A 12,866-nucleotide genomic window follows, 5' to 3' on the forward strand; every position below is an offset into this window, starting at 1 on the left:
CCGGAGTCTTGGTTAGAACTCCGACGCAATTTCACATGGTCTGCTGGGGGATATAAGGTTGTGCGAGTTGCTGTTCCTGCTCTTTGATGCGATCGACAACATCGGGTATGCCATTTTCAATCTGATCCTGAATACCCCGGATGCATGCCTCCTGTTTGGGAGACAGGTTCAGGTTGGTGTTTAGGGTATCAGCGCAGCAATGAAAGATTTCGGTAAGTTGTTCCTGATTGAAAACTTGGTACTTGGGGACAAGGCCGGAACGGATAGCAAAGTCTTGCTTGGCAGCCAGGTAATTGTCTTGAAAGTAGTGGCCGTAGTTGAGACCTGTCCAGCGGAAGTCCCGGTCCCAGGTGACAAAGTGGATGCCGAATTTGGTCTGGTGCCCAGCCAGCACAGTCCCGTTGAAGTCGGCCAGAACTCGAAAGTCTCCGGTCAGTCCCTGTGCCCTCAAGGGGGGAGCCTGCTCCAGCAACGTCATGTATTCCCTCGCTGTACCGGCCAGATGGGTTGCCTGCTCACAGGCCTGTTCCCGTTCCAAAGTTGCCACATCCTCCTGTCGGTAGCGTACACCGCCGCCCTCTGTGATCCTGCAAAGAGGGTGGCCATCCCACTCCACAGGTAACAGACTATCCTGTCCTGCTTGGGTGGTGAATCCTTCTCGCTGAAGGACTCTGCGTAGCTCCTGAAAAAATACTGCTCGATCCATTTTGATTACCTCCTTGGGCTTAGCGCCCTTTTTGAATTTTGCTGGAAATGAAAAAAGGCGCCAATCTGATGGTCAGTCACGACCAACAAATTGACGCCTAGAAACGCTGTATATTCTATTTGGAGAAGAGTAGCGTCCTTTTTCAAACTGCTTTGTTCAAAAAGGGCGCTGTTTGCCTATATCTGTGCCAACGGCAGGGAAGAGGGGGTTCGAGTCCCACCAGTCGGGGGAAACAGGCCGTTGGCATCTATGGAATTTTCGGTGAAATTTTGAGAGAAAAAATCCCGGAAACGGTTGATGCCGTAGGCGTTGCGCCTACGGCATCTATAGTGTTTGGATAACATGGTGCGGGCATGGGGACTCGAACCCCAACGCCGGAAAGCACGAGAACCTAAATCTCGCATGTCTACCAATTCCATCATGCCCGCATATATGAGCGGCGGATATAAATCACCGCTTTTTATAAAAAGCTTTCTTAAATTTCGCAATATTTAACCATATCAAGTTTGGGCCTCAGATACCTGTCGGTAACATCTTCGCGCAGGTGATAATTACCTAAGAAGGCGTTACAGTGAGGACAGTGGTTTGCTGCATACGGAACGGAGACATAACTTGATTTTACTAAGCTGATATAAGGGAAATTTCCACTTTTTAGTACAATTGAATCGAGATTCTCATCATCACCTAACAGTTTTATTGGATAATTGAGGGCTAAAGAATTATCATCGAAATACGGATTTTCCTTATGTGAGGGCATTTCTGCGTAAATCCATCTGACCATATTCATATCTAGAGGGAACGTAACATCTATGTCATATTCTCGAAAGACAAGATATGTGAAATAAGTTACATCATTACCGCAGTGATAGCAGTTAGAATTATATTTATATATTATCATTCTAACCTCCATATCCGATCACTCAAATAACATTACCCAAATCCCGTATGTTTACCAATTTCATCATGCCCGCATATTCAATTTTCCTATTTTTTTGTTCGGGTAGTTTTGCGAATCACCATGTAGACAGACATAAGCAACCACGCTGTGAACCCAACCTGGATGCCAATGCCAACGACAGAGTCCAGCTGGAGCCGAAACAGAATTTGCATAACCAGCATGACCACCACGGCACATAGACACAGAGCTACCAGCACAAGCATCCACAAAACTGCATACTTCATATAGAATAACATAAGCACCAACCTCCCATTTGCGGTTCACAAAACTGCAGGGGTGTGGGACTAACATATTTCGTTTCCCTCTATTTTTACTCGGAGAGGGGATGCCCGAGGCGGAGTATTGCGCTTGATCCGCATCTGTAAAAACAGGCCATGCCTGCTTTTACCTGATTAATGAATAATTCTTCACTGAGGTGACAGCACCTAAATCCAGCGCGTCTGCCAATTCCATCATACCCGCTTATATGAGCGACAGGAGTTTTTCCTGTCGCTTTTGATATCTCGTTTTTGCTTGAGAAGGATAGATGCAGACAGCACATCCTGCTTGCGCTGCTCTTTCACCCTTCTTTTTCGGTACCGTCCGAATACTCGTATACATCGTATTCCCCGCAGTACGCGCATACGCCCATTCTTGGGGAATTGACCACGGGCAGTGCGCATCCTTCGTGCTCGTGGGACGCCATACATTTCTCGCAGAAAAACGGGTACTCCTCCATCGCGTCACATTCACAGCAGACGTAATCCGCCGCCTCGCCGCACTGTCCGCACTCGAAAAGCAAAGGCAGATTCCGAGCCAGCAAACGGACAGCCTTGCGCTGTTTGGGACGGGACACAGGATGCAGAAACGTAATCCGAAGCTCTGTCGTACTGCCGAAATCATACTCGTAAAAGAGAACGGAACCGGTCGGAATGCGCTCCAGCTTTGTGCTCTTCCCTATCTCCACCCCGCCGCGTTGATAAAATGCGCTCATATGCCCACAGCACTCAAGCCAGATCTCCCGCAAAAAAGTATCCAGCGTTTTAAGCGTAGAGGTCAGCGGCATATCGAGGTACAGCCAATACACCTTATCCTCGGCGTCCTCCACCTTAAGGAGGACACATTTCTGGTTCTCCGCTTCCTCCCCGCCAGAATGTCTGGAGGAAAAATGCTTCAAAAAACCCGATTTTGCAACGATTGCGCCACAGAGATAGCAATGCCCTTTTGTCATCTGACTTTCCATACCACACCTGCACTTTCTTCACTGAGGTGACAGCACCTAAATCCTGCACGTCTGCCAATTCCGTCATACCCGCATATATGAGCAGCAGGAACTCCCTGCCGCTATTTTTACAAAAACTTCTTCACTGAGGTGACAGCACCTAAATCTCGCATGTCTACCAATTCCATCATACCCGCATATCTCATTATGACTACGGGTATGGAGTATACCACAGAATTGGGGAAATTTCAATACTTTCTTGTAATGGTCCAGGGGAAGCGATCCTTCAGCCGCTGCAATAGGGAGCCCTGGGTCTTGGACTTAGCAGGTGCGGAGCTAGGCTGTGCCGTATGAGAAGAGGTACGCATAAACTCCTCTTGACTGTTGAGAGGAGAGACGGTACTGGTTTTTCTCAGATAGCTTCCGTCGCTGAGCATGGAACTGGCCTTTACATTGTCCAGCAACTGGGTGCGGAGAATCCATTCCAGCTGGGATTTTACCTGTGGGTCGTCGATGGGGCAGGCAATCTCAACCCGGCGCAACAGATTTCGGGTCATCAAGTCCGCCGAAGAGATGAAATACTTGGCCTGTTCTCCCCGACCAAAGCAGTAGATGCGGGCGTGCTCCAGATAGCGGCCCACAATGCTGGTGACGTGGAGGCTCTCGGTTTTTCCGGGAATTCCGGGCCGAATACAACAGATGCCCCGGAGAATCAGCTGTACCTCTACGCCTGCTTGGCTGGCTTGCTGAAGCTTGTTGATAATGGCCCGTTCTGTGAGGGAATTGGCTTTGATGCAGATATATCCCTGATGTCCCAAGATAATCTGTTCATCCATGTGGTCTAAGAGAGCCTGGTGAATACCGTTGGGGGAGACCAGAAGGCGCTGATAGCTGCCGTTGAGATTGCTCACCAGCATATTGCGGAAGAAAGCGGCACCGTCCAGGCCAATCTGCTTATCAGCAGTCATAAAGCACAGATCCGTGTACATAGCACAGGTCTTTTCGTTGTAGTTTCCTGTGCCGATCTGAGTGATATAGTTGAGGGTATCGCCCCGGCGCATGGTAATCTGGCAGATCTTGCTGTGACACTTGTAATCCTCTACGCCATAAATGACCCGGCATCCGGCTTCTTCCAGCACTTTGGACCAGGCGATGTTGTTGGCCTCGTCAAAACGGGCTCGCAGCTCCATGAGTACGGTGACTTCTTTCCCATTTTCCGCCGCTCGACAGAGAATACGGGCAATCTTGGAAGAAGAGGCCAGACGGTAGATAGTCATTTTAATGGCGATGACATCCTTGCGCTCGGCGGCCTCTTGAAGCAATTGCAGGAAGGGGTTGACGGAGTCAAAGGGATAGAACAGGAGTCGGTCTCGCTGCTGAATCTGTTGAATCATGCTCTGCTTGGGGTTCAAATCCTCCGGTTGGCGAGGCTGATAGGGAGGAAAGAGGAGTTTCTCACTGACATCAGCAGGCAGCTGACCAATCAGGGCAAAGACATAGCTCATGTTCAACGGAGAGCGGTCCACAAACACCTGGTGCGCTTCCAGGTCCAATCTGTCCCGTAAAATGTCCAGAAAGGCCTGAGAAATGGGCCGAGAGACCTCTAGGCGCACCGCAGACTGTTTGCCCCGAAGATGGAGCAGCTTGCTGACATGGTTCCGGAAGTCCTCTTCGGTGGTGTCCTCAAACTTATCTACGTCAAAGCTGATATCTGCATTGCGGGTGACACAGATGACACAGCTGTCTGCCACCTTGTATCGCTCAAAGAGGGAGGGTGCCCAGTGGAGGAGCATCTGTTCCATACGGAGATAGCGGCCATTGGAATTGGGCAGCATGAGAAAAGCGGGCAGGGAGGCAGGGAGGGGGACAAATCCCAGGGAAAGTCGATCTTTTTTCTCCCGTAACAGCAGAGAAATGTAAAGCCGCTTTGTTTCCAGGTGGGGGAAGGGGTGGTGGGAGTCCACAATCTGGGGAGAGAGGGTGGGAAGTACGTTGGCGGTGTAATACCGGGAGACGTACTGCTGTTCCGCCTCTGTCAGCTGGTCCATGGACACATCCACGATGCCCTCTTCTTCTAGCTGAGTGCAGAGGGACTCGTAGAGATGGTTTTTTAGGTCGATGAGGGGAGGAATGGTCTCGTAGACACAACGCAGCTGCTCCCGGGGAGACATGCCGCTTTTGTTATCCCGCTCTTTGTTGTTGGAAATGGCAGCCAGGTCGAAGAGACTGCCCACTCGAATCATAAAGAATTCATCCAGGTTGCTGGTGAAGATGGAGATGAATTTCAGGCGCTCCAACAGCGGCACGGTCTGATCCGCTGCCTCTTCCAACACGCGGCGATTAAACCGCAGCCAGCTCAGTTCTCGGTTTTGGGTGTAGCTGTAATCTTTCATAGTTTTGACTGTATCTTCTGGCATAAATAACCCTCCCGGACACCGTACCGACTGACGATGACCTCGTTTGCTTGACAAGTTTTCACCACATGGCGCAGAATCATCAGGCCAGGGATGAGTGTGTGCAGCCGCTCAGGTGCTGCCTTCAAAATCAGATCGGTGGCCGTGCGCTGGTCGGAGCGGAGTAGGGCAAATACCTCATCCAGCTGGTCAGCGGTGACAGACCGGCAGGTCTGGGGCAGCTGGAAGACCGTGCGGGACAGCTTCAAAGCGGCTCGGGCAGAGCCGCCCACCGCTGCAATTTGATGGGAAGTAAGGTCCTGGGCAGGCAGTTTGCCCAGCTCCCGCTTCAAAGCTTTCTCCATGCGATCATAGGAGCCGTTTCCGGGAAGAATCCGCTTGACACAGTCCCGGTACAGCTTCAGTGAGCCAATGGGGAAGCTGGAGGCCTGGTTCACCTGGCCATGTTCAAACTCCACCAACTCGGTACTGGCGCCGCCAATGTCCACAAACAGTCCACTGTCCATGGCAGTGTCCTGCATGGCACCCACATAACCGAACGTGGCCTCCTCCTCGCCAGAGAGCACCTCGATGGGGAACCCCACCATCTGGCTGATGGCGGCAGCAGCCTGCTGGGAGTTATGGACGTTACGCAGGGAGGCGGTGGCAAAGGCGGAGATGTTGGTGATCTCCAGGTGGTCCAGCGTCTTTGCAAAGGAGAGCAGTCCAGCTCCAGCTCTGCGGATACCTTCTTCCGTCAGGATGCCGTGCTCCATATAATTGGCCAGCCCGGCCATAATCTTTTCTTTAAACAGAACGGTAAAACTCTCTTTTTCCACGGAATACACCGTCAAACGCATGGAGTTAGAACCGATATCAATCACTGCATGCTTCATGTCTATCCTCCTGTTATATGATCTTCACAGCGGTTTTAGCTGTGAAATGGACGTAATACACCACTATCTATACTTTACAAAACCTGTGTCAAGATTTCCTGTCGTATTTTGTAAAGAGTATGTAAAAACTCCTATGGCTGCCCAGAGACAGCCATAGGAGTTTGCACGAAAGAAAAATTAGGGACGGCCCAGGAGAGCAAACATGTTCTTCTTATAGGCCTCCACGCCGGGCTGGTTGAAGGGGTTGACCTGCAGCACGTGGCCGCTGATGCCGCAGGAGAGCTCAAAGAAGTAGAAGAGCTCGCCCAGAGTGCGGGCATTCATCTTAGGGCTGCGCAGGACCATAGCAGGAGCGCCGCCGTCGTGGTGAGCGGCCAGGGTGCCCTGGCAGGCCATCTCACGGACAAAGCTCAGGGGCTTGCCTGCCAGATAGTTCAGGTTGTCGCCGTCGTCGTCGCAGTGGGGCACAGCCACGTCACAGCCAGTGTCATCCACATAGATCACAGTCTCGAAGAGAATGCGCTCGCCGTCCTGGATGAACTGACCCATGGAGTGCAGGTCGGTGGTGAGCTGCACGCTGGCGGGGAAGATGCCCTTGCCATCCTTGCCCTCGGACTCGCCGAACAGCTGCTTGAGCCACTCGCCGAAGAAGGTATAGGAGGGCTCGTAGTTGCAGAAGATCTCGATCTTCTTGCCCTGGCGATACAGCAGGTTACGAGCGGCGACATACTGCCACACGGGGTTGTCCATGGAGCGCAGGTCATACTTCTCCATAGCCTCGGCAGCGCCGGCCATCAGCTCGTTGATGTCGGTGCCGGACACAGCGATGGGCAGCAGGCCCACAGCGGTGAGGACGGAGAAGCGGCCACCCACCTCGTCGGGAATGACAAAGGTCTCCCAGCCGTTCTTGTCGGCCACGGACTTCAGAGCACCACGGGCCTTATCGGTGGTGGCGTAGATACGGCTGTTGGCCTCAGCGCCGTACTTCTTCTCCAGGTGCTCACGGAAAATACGGAAGGCGATGGCGGGCTCAATGGTGCCGCCGGACTTGGAGATCACGTTGATGGACCAGCTGCGGTTGCCGATGCGGCGCATGACCTTCTGAATCTCATTGGGGCTGAGAGAGCAGCCGACAAAGCAGATATCGGGACCGTCGGAGGGGAAGATCTCCAGGGCAGTGCGGGCCCCCAGGTAGGAGCCGCCGATGCCGATGACCACCAGTACCTCGGAGTCAGAGCGAATCTTCTTGGCGGCCTTGAGGATGCGGTCAAACTCCTCCTTGTCATAGGCCTCGGGCAGACGCACCCAGCCGGTGAAATCGGAGCCGGGGGCGGAACTATCATACAGCTTGGCGTGAGCGGCGGCCACTTCGTCGGTCATAGCGGTCAGCTGCTCCTGGGATACGAAACCATCCAGATGAGACAAATCCAACGTTAACATAGTGTGCAACTCCTTGTGAAAAAATTTACCCTTGGTTAAGGGAATTAAGCATGATAGAAGAACAGACCAGCGCCGCCATAAATTCCGGCGTTGTTGCCCAACTGGGCCAGAGCAAAGGTGGCCTGACGGGCAGGGGAGAACACGTTTTCCCGGTAGACATCCACCACGGGGTCCATGAGGATAGAGCCAGCAGCAGACACACCACCGCCGATGATAAAGATCTCGGGGTTGACGATGCAGCCGATCATAGCAGAGGCCACACCCAAGGCCTTGGCTGCGGTCTGAATGACCTCCATGGCCTGCTGGTTCCCCTCCTTGGCTGCGTCAAACACGTCCTTAGCGGTGACTTTCTCCATGTCCTGGAAGGGCTGGAACTCCCGGGCGGCACGGATGATGCCGGTAGCAGAGGCGGTGACCTCCAAGCAGCCATACTTGCCGCAGGAGCACTGCCAGTCCTGGTGGAAGCTCATGGGCATATGGCCAGCTTCACCGCCTGCACCGTTGGCGCCAGAGATGATTTGGCCGTTGGAAATAATGCCACAGCCAATGCCAGTGCCCACGGTGAGCATGGCCAAGCTCTTGCGGCCTTTGCCGGCACCGTGCCACAGCTCGCCCAGAGCGGCCAAGTTAGCGTCGTTTTCCACCTTTACCACCAGACCGGTGCGGCTGGACAGCTCGGTGGCCACGTTGATATCCCCCCAGCCCAGGTTGACGCAGCCCTTGACCTGTTCCTGGTTGAACACAGGTCCGGGGACGCCCACGCCTGCACCTACAAAGGCACAGTCGTCGAATTGCGCCTTTACCTGCTGGATTTCCTGAGCAATCCGGTCAAACATGGCGGCAGGGTCACGGGGAGAGGGAAATTCGCTCTTGTGCAGCAGAGGGCCTTCTTCGTCCACAAGCCCCAGCTTCACGGATGTTCCGCCGATGTCCACGCCAAAACACACTTGCTTCATTGCGCTCAACTCCTCTTTTTCTTGTCGTCAAGATACGCTTATTCCAAAATAATGGCAACACCCCAGGGCTCCAGATGCAGCAACCGCTTTTCCATATTGATATAGGACTGGAACAGCAGCTGTCCCGTGATGGGGAGGGTCATGGGGTCGGAGCCTCCGTTGACAATGGTGTGAATCCGCTGGCCGTTCAAGGTGCGGATGAAATGAATGACATGATCGTTAGGGTTTTCAAAGGTGATATGGCCTCGTTTGAGGGCGGCATATCTGCCTTTGATGCGGCTGAGAGACTCATAGGCTGTCTGCAGAGAGGTCAACTCACGTCCCCAGGGGAAGCACCGGCGGTTAAAGGGGTCTTCAAACCCTTCCAGCCCGGCCTCATCTCCGTAGTAGATACAGGGCATACCAGGCAGCGTGAACTGCAGCGCCGCCGCTGCGCACTCCCGCCGTACCGCCCAGAGTTTGGCGTCCTCACTGAGGAATCGGTTGGCCTTTTCCTGCTTGGAGCCGTCAAAGCTGTCGCCCAACAGGGTGAGGATGCGGGGGGTGTCGTGAGTAGACAGGCTGTTCATGAGGCAGTGGAGAACCTCCTGGGGATAGTGCTCCACCACCGACATGATGTTGGCCCGGAATCTGTTGGCATCCGGCTGGGCCAAGAAGGAGAGAATGGCACTGCGGAAGGGATAGTTCATCACCGAGTCCAGTTCTCCGTGGGAGAAATACTTTCTTCGGGCTCCGTAGCTGATCTTGTTGGAGGCATCCTCCCACACCTCACCCAGAAGCAGTGCCTCAGGGTTCAGCTCCTTGAGACGCTGGCGGAACAGGGCGATGAAGTCGTCGGGCAGCTCGTCGGCCACGTCCAGACGGAAGCCATCGGCGCCTAAGCTCATCCAGTGGGCAATGACGCTATTCTCTCCTGTGATGATGTGCTCCAGAAAAGCCGGGTCCATCTCATTGACGCAGGGGAGGGTGTCGATGCCCCACCAGGAGGTGTAGCGGTTGGGGTACTCCTGGAAATCAAACCAACTGCGGTAGGGGGAATTGGGGTCACTGACTGCACCGTGTCCGAAGATATGGTTGCGGTCAAAGTACACGCTGTTGCTGCCGGTGTGGGAGAACACGCCGTCCAAAATCACCTTCATACCCAGCTTGTGGGCGTCGGCACACAGGGCGGAAAAGTCCTCCTCGGTCCCCAACATGGGATCGGGACGCATGTAGTCGGCAGTGTCATAGCGGTGATTGGAAAACGCCATGGAGATGGGGTTGAGATAGATGACGTCCACATGCATCCGTTTGAGATAGGGCAGCTTTTCTCGAATTCCCCGCAGATTTCCGCCGAAAAAGTCGTTGTTCAGCACCTCTCCGTGCTCGTTGGGGAGATAATGGGGGGTGTCGTCCCAGTTTTCGTGTACCCAGTAGGGCTGCAGTTTCTCGGTCAAATCACAGGAGCCCGAGCGAAAAAAGCGATCGGGAAAGATCTGATACATCACGGCTCCGGCATAGGCCTTGGGCGTGTGAAACTGCCGCGGGTAACAGGTCAACTGCCAGAGGTCTCCCTGGTTGATGCTGGTATCCGTCTCTCCGCAACGGTAGACCTGGAACGGCCCCTGAGCACCCTGGCAGCGGAAGTGATAGAAATACAGTCCGCACCGGGGGAGGGAAAACTGCGTCTTATAAATTTGATATCCGTCCTGCGTGTCGGTCAACTCGAAGGATACCTGCATCCCGTAGGCGGTGTCGGTGGTGAGAATCACATCCACGCCGCTGACGGCGTAGTAGTCCGGTACCTTCACCGTCAGGGAACAGGGCTGGTTTTCCATCACACAGCCAAAAGGAGTCTTATATTCTTCTAACAGGCAATTAAACGCGACATTCATCCATCAAAACTCCAGACAATGAGGAAAAATAGGTCACTTCAGATGCCAGATGTTCTCGGCATATTCGGTGACGGCGCGGTCGGCAGAGAACAGACCGGCCTTGGCGATGTTGACCAGGGACATGTTGGTAAACTTGCGCTGGTCAGCATACAGGGCGGACACATCGTTCTGAGCCCGCACATAGTCGTGGAAGTCTGCCAGGCACATATAGGGGTCGGCAGGTCCACGGTGGTTGGTAATCAGGGAATTGACAATATCGTCAAAGCGCATGTTGGAGAAACCAGTGCGCAGCAGATCCATCACAGCCTGGAGCTGGGGATCGTTATGAATATATACGAGGGGATTGTACCCGTGATGCCACAGGTCGTTGACCTCGGGGGTACGCAGGCCGAAGAGCACGATGTTCTCATCGCCCACCTGCTCCCGAATCTCCACATTGGCCCCATCCAGTGTACCCAGGGTAACGGCACCGTTAATCATCAGCTTCATATTACCGGTGCCGCTGGCCTCCTTGCCGGCAATGGAAATCTGCTCGGAGATTTCGGCGGCAGGGATGATCTTCTCAGCCAGAGAGACGTTGTAGTCCTCCATAAACACCACTTTCAGCTTGTCGCGCACCACGGGATCGGAGTTGACCAGGCGAGACACCGCGCAGATGAGCTGAATGATCTGCTTTGCCATGATATAGCCAGCAGAGGCCTTGGCGGCAAAGATGAAGGTGCGGGGCTGGAAGGGGGCATTGGGGTTGTGCTTGATCTCCAGGTACATGTGCAGAATCTGGAGGACGTTGAGCAGCTGGCGCTTGTACTCGTGCAGACGCTTGATCTGGACGTCAAACAAGGAGTTGGGATCCACCTGAATGCCGTTGCGCTGGAGAATCAGATCGCTGAGGCGCTGCTTATTGGCCAGCTTGATCTCCTGCAGGCGGCTGAGCACGCTGGCATCGTCCCGGTACTTCAGAAGCTTCTCCAGCTCTCTGGAGTCCTTGACAAACCCGTCGCCAATGAGCTCTTTGAGCAGAGCGCTGAGGTCGGGGTTGGACTGGCACAGCCAGCGGCGGTAGGCGATGCCGTTGGTGACGTTGAGGAAGCGATTGGGCTCCATCTGGTAATAGTCCCGGAAGATGCTGTCCTTGAGAATCTCGGTGTGCAGCTTGGACACGCCGTTGATCTTGTGGCAGGCAGCCAGACACAGGTTGGCCATGCGAATCTCACCGTTGGCGATGACGGCCATGTAGTTGATCTTGCCCATGTCGTTGCCATACTTGGCCCGCAGATCCTCCACCAGGCGGCGGTTGATTTCGCACACGATCTGATACACACGGGGCATCTGCTCGGAGAAGAGGCTCTCGCTCCAACGCTCCAGAGCTTCGCTCATAACGGTGTGGTTGGTGTAGGACAGGGTATTGCAGGTGATCTCCCAGGCCTCATCCCAGCCGTAGTCGTACTCGTCCAGCAGCAGACGCATCAGCTCGGGCACGCACAGAGCGGGGTGGGTGTCGTTGATGTGGATGGACACCTTGTCGGCCAGGTTGTCCAGACTGCGATAGGTCTTCAGGTGCTTGCGCAGAATGGTCTGGAGGGAGGCAGATACCAGCAGGTATTGCTGGCGCAGGCGCAGACGCTTGCCAGCAATGTGGTCATCGGCAGGGTAGAGGACCTTGGAGATGACCTCGGCCATGGTATCGCCCTCCAGGGCCTTGGCGTAGTCGCCCCGGGAGAAAGCGGTCATATCAAAGCTGCGGGGAGACTTGGCGCTCCACAGCACCAGCTTGTTCACGGCGTCGGTGTCGTGGCCGGAAATATACATATCGTTGGGCACAGCCATGACGGACTGATAGTTGACGTGGGCCACACGGTACTTGCCGTTGTCGTCCCAGCCGTGGGCTTCGCCGCCGAACTTGACCTCCACGGCCTCGTCCTCTCGGGGCACCAGCCACACATCGCCCATGGTCAGCCAGTCATCGGGGAACTCCATCTGCCAGCCGTCGATGATCTTCTGCTTGAAGATACCGAACTCATAGCGAATGGAATAGCCTGTGCAGGGAATGCCCAGAGTGGTGGCAGAATCCATATAGCAGGAGGCCAGACGGCCCAGACCGCCGTTGCCCAAACCGGCATCAGGCTCCATCTCATACAGGTCGTGGATGTCGATGCCGCACTTATCCAATGCCTGGGTGAACAGCTCTTCCAGACCTAAATTATACAAATTATTCCGCAGGGAGGTACCAACCAGGAACTCCATGGACATGTAGTATACCTGCTTGTCCTGGTCCTTGTTGGTCTTGCGGTTAAACTGTGTGTTCTTTTCCACCAGCATCTCATTGACGAGATAGCAGAGACAGCGGTAGATCTGTTGGGGAGAGGCGGTGTCAGAATGACAGCCATAGCGTCGTAACAAGGTCTCTTCCAGTTTTTCAATAATCTGTTTCTGATTCATGAA

At 54.1% G+C, this 12,866-nt stretch carries 9 protein-coding genes and 1 tRNA gene; all 10 read right to left on the reverse strand.

From position 1 onward, the window contains the following. Nucleotides 1-31: 31 nt before the first annotated feature. Complete coding sequence (locus B5F22_RS00335; RefSeq protein ID WP_087389588.1) at nt 32-706, reverse strand: hypothetical protein; 675 nt, start codon at nt 704-706, stop codon at nt 32-34. 343 nt (nt 707-1,049) lie between these two features. Continuing rightward, nucleotides 1,050-1,134: transfer RNA gene (locus tag B5F22_RS00340), tRNA-Leu, on the reverse strand. A gap of 47 nt (nt 1,135-1,181) precedes the next feature. Beyond that, a complete protein-coding gene (locus B5F22_RS12175) occupies nt 1,182-1,493 on the reverse strand; it encodes a hypothetical protein (protein WP_158096558.1) in 312 nt (103 codons plus the stop codon). A gap of 730 nt (nt 1,494-2,223) precedes the next feature. After that, nucleotides 2,224-2,886 carry a hypothetical protein gene (locus B5F22_RS00350; protein WP_087230251.1) on the reverse strand — a complete coding sequence of 221 codons (663 nt, stop codon included), beginning with the start codon at nt 2,884-2,886 and terminating at the stop codon, nt 2,224-2,226. Between the two features lie 227 nt (nt 2,887-3,113). Continuing rightward, nucleotides 3,114-5,282: a polyphosphate kinase 1 gene (ppk1, locus tag B5F22_RS00355; protein WP_242955017.1), complete on the reverse strand. Its 2,169-nt coding sequence runs from the start codon at nt 5,280-5,282 to the stop codon at nt 3,114-3,116. Beyond that, nucleotides 5,255-6,154 (reverse strand): hypothetical protein, encoded by a 900-nt coding sequence (locus tag B5F22_RS00360; protein WP_087389596.1) that lies wholly within the window; start codon nt 6,152-6,154, stop codon nt 5,255-5,257. Before B5F22_RS00360 ends, ppk1 begins: the two co-directional genes overlap by 28 nt. 177 nt (nt 6,155-6,331) lie before the next feature. Beyond that, nucleotides 6,332-7,603: a glucose-6-phosphate isomerase gene (locus B5F22_RS00365; RefSeq protein WP_242955018.1), complete on the reverse strand. Its 1,272-nt coding sequence runs from the start codon at nt 7,601-7,603 to the stop codon at nt 6,332-6,334. Nucleotides 7,604-7,638: 35 nt separating this feature from the next. Beyond that, nucleotides 7,639-8,550, reverse strand: a complete 912-nt coding sequence (locus tag B5F22_RS00370) for an ROK family glucokinase (RefSeq protein WP_087389602.1) — start codon at nt 8,548-8,550, stop codon at nt 7,639-7,641. Between the two features lie 38 nt (nt 8,551-8,588). Next, nucleotides 8,589-10,424, reverse strand: coding sequence for a glycoside hydrolase family 13 protein (locus B5F22_RS00375; protein ID WP_087389604.1), 1,836 nt, complete (start codon nt 10,422-10,424; stop codon nt 8,589-8,591). A gap of 33 nt (nt 10,425-10,457) precedes the next feature. Further along, nucleotides 10,458-12,863, reverse strand: a complete 2,406-nt coding sequence (locus tag B5F22_RS00380; RefSeq protein WP_087389607.1) for a glycogen/starch/alpha-glucan phosphorylase — start codon at nt 12,861-12,863, stop codon at nt 10,458-10,460. Nucleotides 12,864-12,866 lie beyond the last annotated feature (3 nt).

The organism is Pseudoflavonifractor sp. An187, from assembly GCF_002160275.1.
GTDB classification, from domain to species: Bacteria; Bacillota; Clostridia; order Oscillospirales; family Oscillospiraceae; genus Enterenecus; species Enterenecus faecium.